This is a genomic window from Kosakonia sp., assembly GCF_032052965.1.
Taxonomy (GTDB): domain Bacteria; phylum Pseudomonadota; class Gammaproteobacteria; order Enterobacterales; family Enterobacteriaceae; genus Kosakonia.
This window is the reverse complement of sequence record NZ_DAMBVN010000024.1, coordinates 11762-30368: the sequence shown is the minus strand read 5'-3', so window position 1 is coordinate 30368 and position 18607 is coordinate 11762. Positions and strand designations below refer to the sequence as shown.

General features: G+C 53.7%; 11 protein-coding genes and 1 tRNA gene. 4 read left to right on the top strand and 8 right to left on the bottom strand.

Annotated features, from left to right (window positions below):
• Positions 1-2 precede the first annotated feature (2 nt).
• Entirely contained in the window at positions 3-761 is a 759-nt protein-coding gene (mlaA, locus tag RTX30_RS20680; protein ID WP_312692362.1) for a phospholipid-binding lipoprotein MlaA, read from the bottom strand.
• Between the two features lie 297 nt (positions 762-1058).
• On the opposite strand from mlaA, the gene RTX30_RS20675 reads away from it, so the two are divergent.
• Together RTX30_RS20675 and RTX30_RS20670 are read left to right on the top strand one after the other, a co-directional pair.
• Positions 1059-1979: a formate/nitrite transporter family protein gene (locus tag RTX30_RS20675; RefSeq protein ID WP_312692360.1), complete on the top strand. Its 921-nt coding sequence runs from the start codon at positions 1059-1061 to the stop codon at positions 1977-1979.
• Between the two features lie 75 nt (positions 1980-2054).
• Positions 2055-2129: transfer RNA gene (locus RTX30_RS20670), tRNA-Arg, on the top strand.
• Positions 2130-2185: 56 nt separating this feature from the next.
• Here RTX30_RS20670 and RTX30_RS20665 read toward each other — a convergent pair.
• From RTX30_RS20665 to hutI, 6 genes are all read right to left on the bottom strand, one after another.
• Positions 2186-8065 (bottom strand): hypothetical protein, encoded by a 5880-nt coding sequence (locus RTX30_RS20665; protein ID WP_312692358.1) that lies wholly within the window; start codon positions 8063-8065, stop codon positions 2186-2188.
• A gap of 194 nt (positions 8066-8259) precedes the next feature.
• Entirely contained in the window at positions 8260-9792 is a 1533-nt protein-coding gene (gene hutH / locus RTX30_RS20660) for a histidine ammonia-lyase (RefSeq protein ID WP_312692355.1), read from the bottom strand.
• Positions 9789-11480, bottom strand: a complete 1692-nt coding sequence (hutU, locus tag RTX30_RS20655) for a urocanate hydratase (RefSeq protein ID WP_312692353.1) — start codon at positions 11478-11480, stop codon at positions 9789-9791. Before hutU ends, hutH begins: the two co-directional genes overlap by 4 nt.
• Before the next feature lie 141 nt (positions 11481-11621).
• Positions 11622-12359 carry a histidine utilization repressor gene (locus tag RTX30_RS20650; protein ID WP_312692417.1) on the bottom strand — a complete coding sequence of 246 codons (738 nt, stop codon included), beginning with the start codon at positions 12357-12359 and terminating at the stop codon, positions 11622-11624.
• A gap of 72 nt (positions 12360-12431) precedes the next feature.
• On the bottom strand, positions 12432-13391 hold the full coding sequence (gene hutG / locus RTX30_RS20645; RefSeq protein ID WP_312692351.1) for a formimidoylglutamase: 960 nt from the start codon (positions 13389-13391) through the stop codon (positions 12432-12434).
• On the bottom strand, positions 13388-14614 hold the full coding sequence (gene hutI / locus RTX30_RS20640) for an imidazolonepropionase (protein ID WP_312692350.1): 1227 nt from the start codon (positions 14612-14614) through the stop codon (positions 13388-13390). The genes hutG and hutI overlap by 4 nt, the downstream gene beginning before the upstream one ends.
• 543 nt (positions 14615-15157) lie before the next feature.
• Here hutI and ypdK point away from each other — a divergent pair.
• Positions 15158-15229: a membrane protein YpdK gene (gene ypdK, locus RTX30_RS20635; protein ID WP_134318594.1), complete on the top strand. Its 72-nt coding sequence runs from the start codon at positions 15158-15160 to the stop codon at positions 15227-15229.
• A gap of 48 nt (positions 15230-15277) precedes the next feature.
• On the opposite strand, the gene alaC is transcribed toward ypdK, so the two are convergent.
• Positions 15278-16519: an alanine transaminase gene (gene alaC, locus RTX30_RS20630; protein WP_312692348.1), complete on the bottom strand. Its 1242-nt coding sequence runs from the start codon at positions 16517-16519 to the stop codon at positions 15278-15280.
• Positions 16520-16908: 389 nt separating this feature from the next.
• On the opposite strand from alaC, the gene RTX30_RS20625 reads away from it, so the two are divergent.
• Positions 16909-18606 carry a sensor histidine kinase gene (locus RTX30_RS20625; RefSeq protein WP_312692346.1) on the top strand — a complete coding sequence of 566 codons (1698 nt, stop codon included), beginning with the start codon at positions 16909-16911 and terminating at the stop codon, positions 18604-18606.
• The last annotated feature ends 1 nt before the right edge of the window (position 18607 follow it).

Sequence of the window (18607 nt, the reverse complement as noted above, 5' to 3'; positions counted from 1 at the left end):
GGTTACTCGGCATCGATATCTTTCAAATCGCCCTCGATTGCTTTCGCGTTCGGGTTCTCCTGCGGCTTCAGCTTGCCGCCATTGGCGATAAAATCGTGGCGCTGGAAGTAGGCTTCACGCACCAGAATATACGGATCAGAAGACTGGCGCAGCAGACCATCGGAATCCAGAAGTTGCGCGCGGGATTCAACCCCTTCAAGTGTCCATTTACCGACGGAGAGCGGCCAGGTCAACCAGGAAAGCACCGGATAGAGTGTATCCACGGCATCGCCGCCATCTTCACGCAGGGTAAAGCTACCGTAGAATGGCAGTTGCATGTACGGGCCGTAACCCATGCCGTAATGACCCAACGTGCTGCCGAAGCGGTGCGGTTCGACACGCTGCAGTTTTGTATTCGACATCCCGGCGACATCCATAAAGCCGCCCATGCCCAGCAGGGTGTTCAGGAAGAAACGGGTGAAATGCACCATCCCCTGGTAGGGATCGCCCTGTAAGAAGAAGTTCGCCATGATTGCCGGTTCTTCAAGGTTGCTGGTGAAGTTGCTCAAACCGTTACGCGCCGGTTGCGGCACATAATCACGCCAGGCAACGGCAACCGGTCGAACGACATACGGATCCAGCACATTGAAGTTGAAGTTGTACATGGTGCGGTTAAACCCTTCGAACGGGTCGGAACGCCCCTGCGACTCTCCGGAACCGGAACTGGCGCAGCCGACCAGCACAGAGGTCGCCAGCGCAAGGGCCGACAGGCGGTATTTCATAGGTGTCTCCCTGAAGAATATGGCTATTGATGAATGCCATCCATAACGGCGCAACGGCAAATGCCTGCAACATGCCACGCATTGTATCAGCGCGTCTTATGATGTCTACGCGGCGAACGCCCCTCATTTCAGCATAGCGCGCATTCAGTAGCGCGCTGCGTTAACCATTTTATACAGGCTAAATCCGCCGCGTATCACCATTGTTGCTGTTGATGGCACTTTCAGACGATACCGCCAGAGCGCGCGCCAGAAACTCGCTACGCTTGATGATATCTGCACGTTAAGAGTGAGGTAGTTGTGGAGCGTATCGAAGAAGAGAAAATCGGCGGCAAGCGCAAGGAAATTGAAGTCGAGAGCGATGAAAAAAAGCGCGGCGAAGACATTGAACTGGACGAAGACCGCCTGCCTTCACGCGCGATGGCCATTCATGAACATATTCGACAGGACGGCGAAAAAGAGCTGGAACGCGATGCCATGGCGCTGTTCTGGTCGGCAATCGCCGCCGGCCTGTCGATGGGCGCCTCGCTGCTGGCAAAGGGCATTTTCCACGTCCAGTTAGAGGGTGTCCCCGGCGGATTTTTACTGGAGAATTTGGGCTACACCTTCGGTTTTATTATTGTCATTATGGCGCGCCAACAGCTGTTTACTGAAAACACCGTCACGGCGGTACTGCCGGTAATGCAAAACCCCGGTTGGGTCAATTTTGGTTTAATGGCGCGACTCTGGGGCGTTGTGCTGCTGGGCAACCTCATTGGCACGGCCATTGCCGCATGGGCGTTTGAATACATGCCAATTTTTGATGAACAGACGCGCGATGCGTTCGTCAAAATCGGCATGGATGTAATGAAAAACACGCCACTGGAAATGTTCTCCAACGCCATCATCTCAGGTTGGATTATCGCCACCATGGTTTGGATGTTCCCGGCGGCAGGTTCGGCCAAGATAGTGGTGATTATTCTGATGACCTGGCTTATTGCGCTGGCGGATACCACTCACATTGTGGTGGGTGCGGTAGAAATCTTCTATCTGGTGTTTAACGGCACACTTCACTGGAGCGAATTTATCTGGCCATTTGCCCTGCCGACGCTGGCTGGCAATATCTGCGGCGGGACATTTATTTTCGCCCTGCTTAGCCACGCACAGATCCGTAACGATATGATCAATGCTCGCAAAGCAGAGCAAAAGCGTCAGGCCGCCAGCAAAGAAAAAGAGGCATAAACGGCGACAGTTTAATCACTTGACGGCAGGCAAGCTTAACGTGGGGCCTAAATAACGTTATACTCCTGCCGTCTTGTCCCCTTAGTTAAATGGATATAACGAGCCCCTCCTAAGGGCTAATTGCAGGTTCGATTCCTGCAGGGGACACCAGCGTTTCCTGTTGTTAATTAACCCGCCTTTTTGTATTTCTTCCACAACGTATCAACTCAGCTCTTTGGTGTGGCAATGTGTGTCGCGTTCCCCCTGACCGGTTGAGTCAGTTCAAGGTTAAACGTTTTTATCTCATCATCCGTGAAAATACCTTCAACACTAAAATCCATTGCCTGCGAAAGCATGGTCGCCGTCAGGTTGTCGACCAGTTCCTGCAAGAACATATCGTCTTCGGTTGAACGCCGTGTTCTGCTACCGGTTGCCAGGGTAACCACCCAGTGCCCGGTTTTCTCATCACCCACCCACTTAAATTTGAAACTGTTAAGCAACTCATTAATCAGTACGACCAGTGAGTCTGCGTTATTCATTTTGGCATTGGCCCGCTCCATCGCCAGAAATATGACCCTGGCCTGCGCTATTGCACGGTCCAGATTGTTTAAAGGAGGAAGTTCATTGGCAAGATATTCTGCCGATGTTTGCGATGTCCGGCCTAAGGTCGCATGCGGGCTTATCGTTTCCCAACTCGATTGGCCAAATCTAAAATGGTGTTGCTTTGAATTCGGGAATTTCTTGCCAAGATCGGCGATATAGCTGTAATCCTCCGACCCAACAGCATGGTGAGTCATTTCATGAAGCAGCGTGTTTTTTATGCCTTTCTCATCTAAAACATTGGGGAAAACGAGCATGATACGTGCTGTAGGATCTCTTTCGTAAACAAATGCCACCGTTGGCTCTACAGCCCCCTCTTTTTCTGTAACAGGAATTACACGGCTAAGTTTTGTCTCTTTAACATGATAATGCGCCTGCTGATAAAGCCGACGCGATAACTCATCAAGCCGTTGATAGGATTCTCCAAGAATGGATGAATTGGGCGTGTTTAAATGTCTGGCCAGAACCACAAGGGCCGCGTTGCGCAATTCTGGCGACGTTCTTGCTTGTTCAAGCAGCGCAGACAGTTGTTGAGCCCGGACAAAGGCTTTATTAAAAGCAGCATCAACTCTGTCTATATTTTTTGAGGGTATAATTTTACCCCACCATTTTTTCCCCACATTTGCTTTATACGTTAAGAAATCAGGCGCTGCGATGTTAAAACCACTGTTCTGTAATTCGTAGGTGTAAAACTCCGTCAGACTTTTTATCCTGGAGGGATCTCTGAGGTTAAGCGCCAGATCATTAAGAATTGGCCTGAATTGCGTAATATCCGGGCCAATATCTTTCAGCAAGGCGGCATATCGCATGGTCAAATCGCCTTGTGACAAGTTAACAGGTATATCGGCAAAGAAGGGGAGATTTTTTAGCGAAGACTGTAACTGCGGGTTTTCTTTTAATGCCTGGCGGATAGCAGCTGAAAGAGAGGTTTCTGCCTCTGCGCCTTTTTCCGCGCCAAGGGTTTTCTCAAAAAATGTCTGCATATCATCAAAATCCAGCCCCGTATTTTTAACCGCATTTTTATATTCTTGCGAGGTGTAAATCAGTACACCTTCGACAGGGTAATCTTTTAGCGGCAAATTACCGGCCGCTTCGGTCATCGGCTCAAACTCATTAAATAATTCTGAAAAATCCGCGTCGCCCTTAACGTCATAATAACCTGTCACTGCATCTGTTTGCTCACTCTTTTTAATGACTGTTCGCAACCACTCATCTTCATCAAAATAAATATAGGAGAATTCATTGTTATCGGAAAACATCTGTACGACGACACGGTCCTGCCCTCTTCGTCCCTGAACGAAATACTGGTTAATAATGTCATCTGCCGTACTGCCTTTCGTCCAGCGAGTAAGGATGCGAATATCCGATTTAAACCCCAGCTCTCTCATTTTGCTGATGACTTTTTTGGCAACTTTCGATTGCTTCAGCAGGTTTTCTCCCGCTGGACTGCTTGCACCCGCGCCAGTATTTGTCTGTTGTTTTGATGACCCGGCAACCGGTTCTGTTTTGTCTGGTGGTTTTGCTTTCCCGGAAGGACGCGCAGCGTCCGTTTTTTTAAGCGCCTCAACCAGGTTATCCAGATCGCTGCGGGCTTGCTTGCTGATGGCTTCCACCGTTTCCGGTACCTGGCGCAATCGCCGTATGCCCGTGCTGGACAGCACCTGCATCATTTTTTCCTTCACTAACCGGTACAGGTCGGGCAATGTCTCCTTCACCGCCGTGTTCCCGAGCCGCGCCAGCCGTCGTGTGCTTGCCACCAGCCCGCCTATTGCAGGCCCAACCAGATTGCCGCCCAGTTCAAACGCTGTTGCCATCACCATAGAACGGATATACAGTTCTTGCTCTTCCTTATCATCTGCCAGCGATGCGAGTATGGCAGTGGGCAAAACTTCGCCCAACAAGGTCACCGCCAGCGATGCCGCTACCCACATCATTGAGGAGCCGCCCAGCATAACGCCGCCAACCATAAGCATTGCCCCGGTTATAATGGCCAGCGTATTAATCAATTCAAATGCAACAGCCCGTTGATGTTCCGCAGACGAGTAAATCAAATCATCATAAAGTTCCGTCAGATCCTTACGATGCATATCAATAAGCTTATCGAACAGCGCATCCGGCGTTTTCGCGGAGGTGGCAAAAGGCGGGTAATAATCCGTTGAGGATTCTTCAGCAATCATATCCATAGCGTATGCTGGCGCATCATAATGTTCAGCACGGTAGCCATAATGGTCAGTCACTTTCGCCAGTGACTTCCCGACACGGGTCGTACGGTGTTTCTCCATAAACGCCTTGAGTGAGGGATTCTTTTCAATCACTACGCCAGGAGCAATTCTTCTGTTGCTTCCCTCTTTATGGACTTTGAGAGAAAAACCTGGCCACGGCACCTCATAATAATCATTGTTCCACAGCGACAGCAGTACCCCGATTTTCTTTTGCCCTGGCACCCGGGAAGGCGAAACCGGTATAAAAATCACATCTGCCAGGGTGCTTCCGTGCCACTCGACGCTTTCTGCGTTTGTTTCCCCTTTAAGATAACGCTCGACCGCATCGACATAACGCTGATGGTACTCATCCTGGGACGCATGCGGGATGCGGCCTTTTCTGCCAATATAAGCAAGCGCCGATCGCAACCCCATGAATTTATAGACTCGTTTCGCCTTTTGCCCGCCTTCAGCTTTATCGGGATCAAACTGTTCCTTGATACGCCACTCAACATAATTACCAAGATTGCCCAAACGCTCTTTCAGAGCATAGGGAAACGAAGAGGGCCAGATAATTAAATCGTTGGTATAGGATGCCCCGTAATCCCTTCGCGGCACTCCCCTTGCGATATCAAGCAGCGTGTAGCTACGACCCGGAATAGTGGTGGATACTTTGCCCTGTGCCTCCATCCCGGGCATGGCTTTAACGACCATGTCCCGGGATTTTAGGGTCGATTGATCGGACCATTTTTCCGCCAACCCATGCATCCTTAACGATTCCCTCACAAAGGCGCCCATATAGCGGTCGGGGTGGAGGATGTTCTCCCCCAAAAAACCGGTCAACTCTGCTATCTGTCGATCCAGTTTCGTTTTCAGCTTATCCAGCATGTATCTCTCAGTGCTGAAACGCTCTGGCATCGGTGGCGCTTTTTCGGCCTGTTGACGGATGTCTTCCCAGTCAACGCCCGCCAGCATCGGATGTTCGGGCAGTGCTGTGGTTAAGTCATCAGGCTGTGCGGTGTTATTCTCTGGTACAGTAAGCGGCGCTGGGGTTGTCTCGCTGGTGTGTCTCACTTCCATTGCCCGTAACAGCGGCAACGCCTCCACTATCGACTCGTTATACAGTTCGAAATATTTCGTCTGCGTTTGTTCATCCCAGAGCAGAAAAATATGCTCTTTAATTATCTTATTTAATTCCTCATCCAGTACCGCAAAATCATATGCGGCAACCCTGTCGCCATTCTCCAGGGCGTATAACAGACGTTTAACCGTCAGGAGACTCCATGAGGTATAGAGCGTAACCAGGTTCACGTTACCCGTATCGTCCCGAATAAGATCCACCAGGCTAGTCAGCATAAGTTTGAGATACGCCGGAAACGTTCCGGAAAATCGCGAGCGATCAATAAGATCAACATAAGACAGGCTGTACTGCCCAAAGAACACTTCAGCGTCCGGAATATCGGTAGGAAATGACCATGACGAATTTTTCATGATCTCCGCCGTCGGCCTCTCGGCGCTGTAGGTGGTCAACTTAGCCGTACGCTGCGCCAGTTTTTTACTTTTAGCCGAATAATCCTTCAGCTCATTCTCATCCATCGCTTTGCCATCCCAGTCAGCATTCAGCTTACGGGTCAGCGCTTCAAGGCGCTGTACAAGCACTTCTTCATCTCTGGCCTCCTCCACATTCATATGAAGCAGCCCCGTCCCCCAGTCATACAGTGCCCTGCGGTACAGCTGGAGATAATAACGCCCCAAATGTAACCAGCGCTCATCGGGTAATGCTGCAGACTTCGCGCTGGAATGGGGATCGTAGATGCTTGCAATGGACTCCTCTTTAATCTCCTGTTGAAACGCTTCTCTGAAGGTTTCAACTTTCAGCTCATCCATTCTCGTGAACCACGCGTCCGCTAATGGAAAGCTCTCTCTGGGGGCATACAGACTGCCCCGTTCACCGGCTTTTGGACCGGTGCTGAGCATCAAAAATATCGATTGTGCTAAGGTGCCATTTTGGGCCGCTTTATACTCTTCTGCCCAATATGCGCTTCGGGACTCGGCTTCAGTGGTCACGTTGACCGACGTGGGTGCTTCAGTGGTTGTCGGGGAGGGTTGATCCACCACCTTTTCCTCGCCAGGAGCATGCGAAACCAGGGGTTCTGTGATCAGAAGTGACCTTTTGGCGCGAATTTTCATGGGTGAGTGAGAGGTGTCTTCACCCAGGGTTGTACCTTCCGACTCCAGGCTGACAATATCACCGCGGCTGAGTGCGGGTAGAGTCATGTCCTCTTCCGCCAGTTCCGCGACGATAGCTTCCAGCTCTGCAATGTCTCTGGCATTAAAGGGTGAGGTTATTTCAGTCGGTGGGGCAGTGTTTCGCTTCGGAAATAGCGCGCCTATCAGTTCCCGCTCATCCTCTGTTAACATGCCGCTCAGTTCAGCCAGGCGTTCGTACGCGGCAGCGTTTTCATCCTCTTTACTGTCCGGGCCGAACATTGAGTACCATGCCCAGCCCAGTCCGCCAAGTATGGCTGTGGCCCCCACCGTCTGCGCCACCCGTCGCGGGGTTATTTGGGCTGCCGCTGCCGCCATCATTAAGCCCGATATGCGGACCAACTCGCTAAGACGATCGCCGGGGCCTGGCACTGCCGCCTGCACAGCGGCACCAGCCCCGCCCAGTATCGTCAGGGCAGTATGTTCTGGCACAGGGTGCCCACTGGCAGATGAGGCTCCGGACTCCTGCTTGGTAGCTGCGTCCTCCGACAGAACCAGCTCACCACCGGAGGAGGTGACTCCGGACGCCTGCCAGGCGGTGACGGGTTTCGGCAGAAGCAGCTCACCGCCGTAGGAGGTGGCTCCGGACACCAGCCCGGTGGCAACCTCCTCCGGCAGAAGCAGCCCACGGCCGGGCTGCTCTGTCATCTCATTGCTTTCGTGCGCCTCGTTGTCTTCGTAAGCATCATTGTCATCGTATACACGCCGGAACAACGCATAGTTGCCCACCGCTGGCTGAAACTCCATCCCGAAGACATGCTGAGCATACAACATCAGCGTAACGCGCTCAGCCAGATTCCTCGCCCTGAAAACGGGCAGTGGCGGCAGAGGCTGCGCTGCGGCTTCATAAGCCAGACGGGCGTCGCGTGCATCAAGTTCATAGCGGATCCACTCCTCCACTGAATCGAAGCCGGGGATCCCCACAGGCCTTTCCGCCCCCGCCCTTCGGCCTCGTTTATGGCTCCGCTCACCGCGCTTCTTCTGGTGGGCATATTTCGCTCTTCTGACTTTTTCGTAGGGAGGTGAATGCCTGGGCATGCTGCTTTCCTCTGATGGCAGATCAACAAAGGGTTAAGGCAGGGGGGAATACATAGAATTAAAAGTAGCTATCTCTGGGAATTAGCATCCGGGCTGTGCCGCAAATTGGGATATTTCATTGAGGATAATCTGCCGCGCTACACACCAGGGGGATGCTCCTCTGATGTGTAGCACAACCCTCTACGTTAAATTGATTACCTCTGGCTGGGCAACACGCCTGGCAGCAGTGGCGTCAGGTGACACGCAGCAAGAAGTGCCGTGGCGGCTTCGATATCGGGGGCAAAATAGCGGTCTTTATCATAGTGCGGAACCTGTTCGCGCAGCAGATGGCGCACCTGCTCCAGTAAGGGACTACTGGTTAACCCTTCGCGCATATCCAGCCCCTGGCACGCGGCCAGCCATTCAACGGCAATTACCCCGCGGGTGTTGGCCGCCATCTCCCATAACCGGCGACCCGCAGCCGGAGCCATCGATACATGGTCTTCCTGGTTTGCCGAAGTGGGCAGGCTGTCCACACTGTGTGGGTGCGCCAGGGCTTTGTTTTCGCTTGCCAGCGCCGCTGCCGTCACCTGAGCAATCATAAAGCCGGAATTCACGCCGCCGTTTTTGACCAGGAATGGCGGTAATTGCGACATATGGCTATCCATCAGCAGCGCAATGCGCCGCTCCGCCAGAGCACCGATTTCTGCAATGGCCAGCGCAATATTATCCGCTGCCATGGCCACCGGCTCGGCATGAAAGTTACCGCCCGAGATCACTTCATTTTCGGCAGCAAACACCAGCGGATTATCCGACACCGCATTGGCCTCGGTCAGCAGCACATCCGCCGCAGAACGTAACTGCGTCAGACAGGCTCCCATCACCTGAGGCTGGCAGCGTAATGAATAGGGATCCTGCACTTTATTGCAGTTGTGATGTGACTGCGAAAAAGCACTCTCTTCCGTCAGCACGTGGCGATACAGCGCAGCCGCGTCAATTTGCCCACGTTGCCCGCGAACTTCGTGAATGCGCGCGTCAAAAGGACGGCGGGATCCCAGCGCCGCTTCCGTAGTTAACGCACCGCAAACCACCGCCGAAGCAAAAAGATCTTCGGCCTCAAACAGGCCGCGTAAGGCAAAGGCGGTAGAAGTTTGGGTGCCGTTTAACAACGCTAGTCCCTCTTTTGCCGCCAGTGTCAACGGCGTCAGTCCGGCCTGCTTTAACGCCTCCGTCGATGGCAACCATTTCCCCTGCCAGCGGGCTTTACCTTCGCCCAGCAGCGTCAGCGACAGATGGGCAAGCGGGGCCAGGTCGCCGGATGCGCCCACCGAACCTTTTGCCGGGATCCAGGGGTAAACCCCGGTGTTAACCATCGCCACCAGCATCTGGATCACTTCTAAACGGATGCCGGAAAATCCACGCGCCAGGCTGTTGATCTTCAGCACCATGATCAGCCGCACCATTGCGTCATCCAGCGGTTCACCCACGCCAGCAGCATGAGAAAGTACAAGCGAACGCTGCAGGTTTTCCAGATCTTCAGTCGCAATGCGCGTTTGCGCCAGTAACCCGAAACCGGTGTTAATGCCATACGCCGTGCGCCCTTCAGCCATAATGGCATTCACGCAGGCGACACTGTCATTAATGGCAGCAAACGCCCCTTCGTCCAGCGTCAGGCGGATCGGCTGGCTGTAAATGTCGCGCAGTTGCGCCAGGGTCAGTGTGCCGGGAGTCAGAGTGAAATTTTTCATGCTTTGCGATGCCCCTGCGTTGCGGCGACCATAGGAAGATTAAGATGTTGTTCTGCCGCGCAGGCGATAGCAATATCGTAGCCTGCGTCAGCATGGCGCATCACGCCCGTTGCCGGATCGTTATGCAATACCCGCGCAATACGCGCAGCAGCCTCGTCGGTGCCATCACAAACAATCACCATGCCAGCGTGTTGTGAAAAGCCCATTCCGACACCACCACCATGGTGCAGCGACACCCAGGTCGCGCCGCTGGCCGTGTTGAGCAAGGCATTGAGCAACGGCCAGTCGGATACCGCATCGGATCCGTCACGCATGGCTTCAGTTTCACGGTTCGGGCTGGCAACAGAGCCGGAATCAAGGTGATCGCGCCCGATAACAATCGGCGCTGGGACTTCGCCATTACGCACCATTTCATTAAACGCCAGCCCCAGTTTTTGACGCCACTCCAGCCCTACCCAGCAAATGCGCGCCGGTAATCCCTGGAAATGAATACGTTCTCGCGCCATATCCAGCCAGTGATGCAGGTGTTTATCCTCTTTAATGATCGCTTTCACTTTGGCATCGGTTTTGTAGATATCTTCGGCATCACCGGAGAGGGCAACCCAGCGGAAGGGACCGATACCCCGGCAGAACAGTGGGCGAATATAAGCCGGGACGAAGCCGGGGAAATCAAACGCATTGTCGACCCCCATATCTTTTGCCATCTGACGGATATTGTTGCCGTAATCAAAAGTCGGAATGCCCATCTGGCTGAAAGCCAGCATCGCGCTCACATGTTTCGCCATGCTTTGCTTCGCGGCCTGCACCGTTCCCTGCGGATCGGCTTGTGCATTCCGCTGATACGCCTCCCAGGTCCAGCCTTCGGGCAGATAACCGTGCAAAGGATCGTGGGCGCTGGTCTGGTCAGTTACCATGTCCGGGCGAATACCGCGCCTCACCAGCTCGGGCAGGATCTCTGCGGCGTTAGCGCACAGCGCAATCGACACGGCCTTACCCGCAGTGGTGTATTTTTCAATACGCGCCAGCGCATCATCCAGCGAGGTCGCCTGCTCATCGACATAGCCAGTACGCAGACGAAAATCGATACGGCTCTGCTGGCACTCAATGTTCAGCGAACTGGCACCCGCCAGTGTTGCCGCCAACGGCTGTGCGCCGCCCATACCGCCCAGACCGGCGGTCAATACCCAGCGCCCTTGTAGATTGCCCTGATAGTGCTGGCGGCCCGCTTCGACAAACGTCTCATAAGTACCTTGAACAATCCCCTGGCTGCCGATGTAGATCCAGCTTCCGGCGGTCATCTGGCCGTACATCGCCAGCCCTTTTGCATCCAGTTCGTTAAAGTGTTCCCAATTTGCCCAGTGTGGTACCAGGTTGGAGTTGGCGATCAGCACGCGTGGGGCATTCTCATGAGTTTTGAACACGCCGACCGGTTTACCAGACTGCACCAGCAGCGTTTCATCCTGCTCCAGCTCTTTCAGTGCAGTGACGATGGCATCAAAACATTCCCAGTTCCGCGCTGCGCGGCCGATCCCCCCATAGACCACCAGTTGATGGGGGTTTTCTGCCACCTCCGGGTCGAGGTTATTCATCAGCATGCGCAAGGGGGCTTCGGTGAGCCAGCTCTTTGCATTCAGCGTTGTGCCCCGCGGTGCGCGGATGGTTTGCTGGCGGTAGGGGGTGTTCGACATCGTTATTCTCTCCTGAAAAAACGGGTAGCGTCTCTAAACACATATACTTGTCTATACAATTACGCGCAAGCCAGGTTTTAACAGAAAAGATACAAATTTATTATATTGCGTCAGCAATCACGCTTTAGCTGACGCACAGGATCAGGAACAGAAATGACCTTGTAAACGGTAGCGTGCACCGGGGAAAAGCAGGCTGGCGTGAGAGACGATATGCGAGGTGGACCAGGTGCGGCGACGGATCAACAAACAGGGATCATGCTCGTTAATGTGCAGTAACCGGCACTCTTCCGCCGTGCCCTGCACTGCTTCCACGATGTGTTCGCCTTCAGTAAGCGGCGCAATTAACGACAAATAAGCATGGGCGGTGGTATGCGTGTAATCCTGTCGCAAATAGTCCGGTACCACGCTCGCATTCACACAGCGATCTTCTATCTGCACCGGGATCTCATTTTCGAAATGCACCATCCGCGAATGAAAGATCCGCGCACCCTCTTCAAGCTCCAGCGCGGCCGCCTGAGTGAGGTCTGCGCGGGTTTCTTCCAGCAGCAACACCTCACAACGGTGCTGATGGTGACGGGCGGCGATCTCATCCGCAATGCTGCGAATTTCAAACAACGCCGACTGCCCTTTTGGCTCAGCCACAAACGTGCCGACCCCCTGCAAACGCACCAGCAGGCCTTCATCGGTCAGTTCACGCAGCGCCCGGTTAATGGTCATGCGGCTAAAACCAAACTGCGCCACCAGTTCGGCCTCGGAAGGGATGCGATCGTGCGGCCGCCAGGTGCCGTCGATAATTTTCGCGCTGATAGCCTGCTTCACTTTTTCATAAAAAGGCAGTGGCGCACTGGCGGGAGCAGGTCGGGGACGGGGCGAAAATATCACTCGGCGGTTCCTTATTTCAGCAATTAAGGGCATGGGTGCCCGATGATACCGTGATTGAAAGGGCGGCGATCATCCCTGCCACCAATGCACAATCTGCCATGCCAGTCGCGCCGCGACTTTCGCAGCCAGCCCCTGGGTGTCGAACTGTGGATTAAACTCCACCAGATCCACCGCCTGCAGTTTGCCACTGCGACACAGCGGTTCAACAATACGTATTAACAATGGCAATGGAACACCGAGCGCTGCCGGTGCGGAAACCGCTGGCATCTCATTGCCGGGCAACACATCCAGATCGATCGTTAAGTAAATCCTGTCGCAGCTGGACAGCATACGGTGGATTTCCGGCAGAACTTGCTCGACAAACTTGTTCAACACGTCGATATCTTCGATCACCGACACCTTGCGCAAGGCAGCCTCGTCCCACAACGCCTGGGTATTGGCGGCCCGGCTAACACCGATACAGCTATAGATAAATTCGCGATTCTGCGCTTCGCAATGCACCGCCAGCTGGCGAAACGGCGTGCCGGAACTGGCGCGCGGAGCATGACGTAAATCGAGATGCGCGTCCAGATTGATGATGCCGACCCGCTCATTGGGGAAGGCATCCAGTACTGCCGAACCGTGGCCAAACGCGGTTTCATGACCACCGCCAAACACCAGAGTGCGCATTCGCGACCGCTGACAAGCCAGCACCGCGTCGTACAGCTCCTGTTGCGCTTCTTCAAGCTGCTCGGGCTGGGCGCGTACCGATCCCATTTCCACCAACTGGCTGTGCCCGCAAAAGCTCGCCATGGGTGCCAACGCCTGACGTAACACATCCGGCCCCTGCGCAGCACCTGCCCGCCCCTGATTGCGTTTGACCCCTTCGTCACATTCAAAGCCGAGCAACGCTATCTTGCCGCGATGAAGCCGTGGGGAAAACTCGCCATCGTTAACGATGGTTTGAAATACGCGCAATGCATTCGCCGCTTCGGCGCTGTCATCACGCCCCTGCCACATCGTCTGCGCAACCGGATGCCAGAGCATCATACTGTCTCCTCGCCACGAAAAATACGTTGATAAAGAGGATTGCGTCCCGGTTCGTAGACCATCTCCACCGGGTGTTCAGCGTCCCAGATGACAAAATCCGCCCAGTAACCCGCCGCCAGCTGACCATGGGTATGCTGACGTCCTAAGGCCTGCGCCGCGTTCCGCGTCACCCCCGCCCAGGCCTCTTCCGGCGTCAGGCCAAACTGCACGCAGGCCATATTCATCGCCAGATGGAGACTGGCAAACGGGCTGGTACCCGGATTAAAGTCCGTTGCCACCGCCATCGGCACCTGCTGCTGACGCAGCAAGGCAACAGGCGGTTTACGGGGTTCATTCAGGAAATAGAATGCACCAGGCAACAGGACAGCCACGGTGCCACTTTCCCGCATGGCGGCAACGCCCGCCTCACTGAGATACTCCACGTGATCGGCAGAAAGTCCCCGGTAACGGCTGACCAGTTCTGCCCCGCCCAGCGAAGAGAGTTGTTCTACATGCCCCTTGATGGGGATGCCTGACTCACGCGCGCGGTGGAAAACCCGCTCAGTTTGCGCCAATGAAAAGCCCACGTTTTCGCAAAAAGCATCGACCGCCTCAAACAGACCCTGTTGCCACAACGAGGGCATAATGTCGTCGCATACCTGCCTGATGTAATCATCTGGCTGCCCTTTATATTCTGGCGGCGTTGCATGTGCGGCCAGCAACGTGCGGCTGATCTCCACCGGATAAGACTGCGCCAGCGCCCCGGCGACACGCAGCATTTTGGCCTCGTTCTCCCGATCAAGCCCATACCCGGATTTGATCTCAACGGTGGTGACCCCCTCCCGCAGCAGACGCGCCAGGCGCTGCTCTGCCAAAGCAAAAAGCCCGGCTTCGCTGCTCTGACGTGTCGCCCGCACCGTCGCATTAATGCCGCCGCCCTGGCTGCTGATCTGCTGATAAGAGACGCCATTTAACCGCTGCTCCCACTCTTGTGCACGGTTGCCGCCGAAAACAAGGTGGGTATGGCAGTCGATTAAACCAGGGGTGATCAACCTCCCACCAGCATCAACGCTGTGCGCGATGTGCGCGGGTAAATCGGCCTGCGGCACAATCGCCCGGATGCGGCCATGACGGACAATCAAGGCATGATTATCTATAAAACCATAGGGTTGTGCTTGCGAGGGGGCCATCGTCGCCAGACGCGCATTGCGCCAGACACGATCTTCTGCGGTCAGTTCAGTCATCGTCTTCGCATGTCATGGGTTGTATAGACATTTATTTTCATAATGCGCAGATTGTCAACATGGCTTCGCCGCTACAGTCGCGTTTTGTTTATCAGGTCAAACATACCTTCAACCCGGGTCATGCGAGAAAGCACCCCTCTTTTTTGCATGTCATTTTTGTTTCACTCCGATGACCTGATCGTCCTGGTTTATGCAGAGTGTGAGCACGTTCAAAAAATTAGCCTTATAATTCAAGCGGAAATGAAGCGTTTCAGCAGCGAAAAATTTCGTCGCTGAAGGACAATTTATTTAGCAATGAAAGTAATGTGTCGCCAAAGCCCGACACACTGTAACTTACTAAAATTAAATAGAAAAAAGGCTCTTGTAAGGGTAAAAAATTAAGCGTACATTAGCGCCGTCTGGTGATGATTCACCCAAGATCCTGAGATGGAGCTGTGGCCGGAAGGGAGAAAATTCTCATTTTCGCTTTGGCGTAGTTTCACCTCTCTATACTCAGTCCTGTTATGGTCATAGATGCATACGGAAGTATGCGGAGCGATGAACGTGAAATATTTCTTTATGGGCATTTCGATGATGGTCATTGTATGGGCCGGTACTTTTGCCCTGATGATCTGACCTGAGCGATTAATGCAGTAGAAAAAAGGAGCCTTGCGGCTCCTTTTTTCAGGGTTCGATATCTTCCGCTGCGGTTTTGGGCACCGAGGGGAGCAAGCCATCGGCCCGGAACATGGACTTAATACCCCGCACCGCCTGACGGATACGATCGCGGTTTTCAATCAGCGCAAAACGCACATGGGTATCACCATAATCGCCAAAACCAATCCCCGGCGACACGCATACTTTGGCGTCTTTCAGTAATTTTTTGGCAAACTCCAGCGATCCCATCGCGGCATATTGCTCTGGAATTTTCGCCCAGACATACATCGACGCTTTGGGCGTGTCGACCATCCAGCCTGCTTCATGTAACCCTTTCACCAGCACATCGCGACGGCGTTTATACTGCGCGGCAATATCACGTACGCACTGCTGATCGCCTTCCAGCGCGGCAATCGCCGCGACCTGTAACGGGGTAAACGTGCCGTAATCATGGTAGCTCTTGATACGCGCCAGCGCGCTGACCAGCACAGGGTTACCGACCATAAAGCCAATACGCCAGCCGGCCATGTTGTAACTTTTCGATAGCGTGAAAAATTCAACGGCCACATCGCGCGCGCCCGGCACCTGCATTATCGACGGCGCTTTCCAGCCATCATAAACAATGTCGGCATAAGCCAGATCGTGCACCACCAGCACATCATAGCGTTTCGCCAGTGCAACCACTTTTTCAAAGAATTCGAGTTCTACGCACTGTGCCGTGGGATTGGAGGGGAAGCCGAGGATCATCATCTTCGGTTTCGGGTAACTTTCGCGGATCGCCCGCTCCAGCTCATTAAAGAAATCGACACCTTCTACCAGCGGAACAGAACGTACCTGCGCACCGGCAATGACCGCACCATAAATATGGATGGGGTAGCTGGGATTCGGCACCAGCACCGTATCGCCATGATCCAGCGTGGCCAGCATCAGATGCGCCAGCCCCTCTTTCGAACCGATAGTGACGATAGCTTCCGTTTCCGGATCAATATCCACCTGGTAGCGTTCTTCGTACCAGCGAGAAATCGCCCGACGCAAACGCGGGATACCGCGCGAAGTCGAATAACCATGCGTGTCCGGGCGCTGCGCCACGGTGCAAAGCTTCTCAACAATGTGTGGCGGCGTGGCGCCGTCCGGGTTACCCATGCTGAAATCAATAATATCTTCGCCGCGCCGACGCGCAGCCATTTTCAATTCAGCTGTGATATTAAAAACATACGGGGGGAGACGATCGATACGCGTAAAACGACGTTCAGGACTGAAGTCAGCCATAGATTCCTCGGAGTAACGTTAGCGCCCGGACCGTCCGAGCGACGTCGCCGCATGTGCAGCGTGTTAAGAACATATCCCGAATAATTTCCTGCTGTCGAGAGGGAAAGAAAAAAATAGTGTGCGGATAAAAAAGCGGAAGAGGATGAGCTGAGGGAAGAAGACTTTCAGCCTCGTTATTACCTGAATAACTTTTTAACTTAACAAGTTGATAGCAATATAATTACGCGTAATTTTCATTAACCCGACGTGTTCGCGCATGCTCTTTTAGCGTTTATTAATCCCCTTTTGGAATCATGGTTTTTCCCTATTCACAGAATACACTCCCTGACTGGTCATCCGGGTCACAGTTTTTTATCATAGCTTTTTGACGCCTTTCACATGAGTCACCCGTGCACGAAATATTCGACATGCTGCTGGCGGTTTTCGATCGCGCGGCGTTGATGCTGATCTGCCTGTTTTTCCTGATCCGTATCCGCCTGTTTCGCGAGCTGCTGCATAAAACCGCCCACTCGCCTAAAGAGCTACTGGGCGTCACTGCCATCTTCTCCCTGTTCGCGCTGTTCAGTACCTGGTCTGGCGTACCGGTTGAAGGTTCACTGGTTAACGTCCGTATTATTGCGGTGATGTCTGGCGGTATTCTGTTTGGTCCGTGGGTAGGGATCATTACCGGCATTATTGCGGGTGTGCACCGTTATTTGATTGATATGGGCGGCGTGACGGCAGTCCCCTGCTTTATCACCAGTATTATCGCCGGGATCATGTCCGGGATGATCCACCTGAAAGTGCCGAAAGCGCAGCACTGGCGCGCCGGTATTATCGCCGGGATGATCTGTGAAAGCCTGACCATGACGCTGGTGGTGCTCTGGGCACCGACCACCGCGCTGGGTCTCGATATTGTGTCTAAAATCGGCGTGCCGATGATCCTCGGCAGTGTGTGTATCGGGTTTATTGTGCTGCTGGTACAGAGCGTGGAAGGTGAAAAAGAGGCGATGGCCGGGCGCCAGGCCAAGCTGGCGCTGGAGATTGCCAATAAAACATTGCCGCTGTTTCGTAACGTGAACAGCGAGTCGCTACGTCAGGTGTGCGATATCATCCGCCGCGATATTGATGCCGATGCCGTCGCCATCACCAACGTCGACCACGTACTGGCATATGTCGGTGTCGGGGAAGATAACTACCGTGACAGCGACGACATTATCAGCCCGACCACGTATCAGGCGATCAGCACCGGTGAAATCATCATAAAAAACAACGATGAAGCGCACCGAACACCCGAAATTCACTCAATGCTGGTGATCCCGCTGCGTGAGCAGGGCATCGTGACTGGCACGCTGAAAATTTACTATTGCCACGCCCACCAAATCACCTCATCCCTGCAGGATATGGCAGTCGGTTTATCGCAAATTATATCGACGCAGCTGGAAGTTTCACGCGCAGAGCAGCTGCGTGAGATGGCAAATAAGGCAGAATTACGCGCCTTGCAGAGCAAAATTAACCCGCACTTCCTCTTTAACGCGCTGAATGCCATTTCGTCGTCGATCCGCTTGAATCCGGATACCGCCCGACAATTGATCTTCAATTTGTCGCGTTATCTGCGCTATAACATTGAATTAAAAGACGATGAGCAGATTGATATCAAGAAAGAGCTGTACCAAATCAAAGATTACATCGCCATTGAGCAGGCGCGCTTTGGCGACAAACTGACGGTGATTTATGACATTGATGAAGAGGTAAGCTGTGTGATCCCAAGCTTACTGATCCAACCGCTGGTGGAGAATGCCATCGTGCACGGTATTCAGCCCTGCAAAGGCAAAGGCGTGGTCACCATCAGCGTGGAAGAGTGTGGCAACCGGGTGCGGATCGCTGTGCGTGATACCGGTAACGGCATAGCCCCGGAAATGATTGCCCGCGTCGAAGCCGATGAGATGCCAGGGAATAAAATTGGCCTGCTTAATGTTCACCAGCGGGTGAAACTGCTCTACGGTGAGGGGCTGCATATCCGCCGTCTGACGCCGGGAACAGAAATTGCGTTTTACGTACCGCGCCAGCCGTCGCCCTCACCGACTATGGCCGCGCTGTTGCCCTAAC

What these genes read in the sequence shown, in the direction of transcription:
- RTX30_RS20665 (WP_312692358.1), bottom strand. Translation starts at nt 8,065, where the DNA reads ATGCCCAGGCATTCACCTCCCTACGAAAAAGTCAGAAGAGCGAAATAT.
- mlaA (WP_312692362.1), bottom strand. Translation starts at nt 761, where the DNA reads ATGAAATACCGCCTGTCGGCCCTTGCGCTGGCGACCTCTGTGCTGGTC.
- hutH (WP_312692355.1), bottom strand. Translation starts at nt 9,792, where the DNA reads ATGAAAAATTTCACTCTGACTCCCGGCACACTGACCCTGGCGCAACTG.
- hutU (WP_312692353.1), bottom strand. Translation starts at nt 11,480, where the DNA reads ATGTCGAACACCCCCTACCGCCAGCAAACCATCCGCGCACCGCGGGGC.
- alaC (WP_312692348.1), bottom strand. Translation starts at nt 16,519, where the DNA reads ATGGCTGACTTCAGTCCTGAACGTCGTTTTACGCGTATCGATCGTCTC.
- hutG (WP_312692351.1), bottom strand. Translation starts at nt 13,391, where the DNA reads ATGATGCTCTGGCATCCGGTTGCGCAGACGATGTGGCAGGGGCGTGAT.
- hutI (WP_312692350.1), bottom strand. Translation starts at nt 14,614, where the DNA reads ATGACTGAACTGACCGCAGAAGATCGTGTCTGGCGCAATGCGCGTCTG.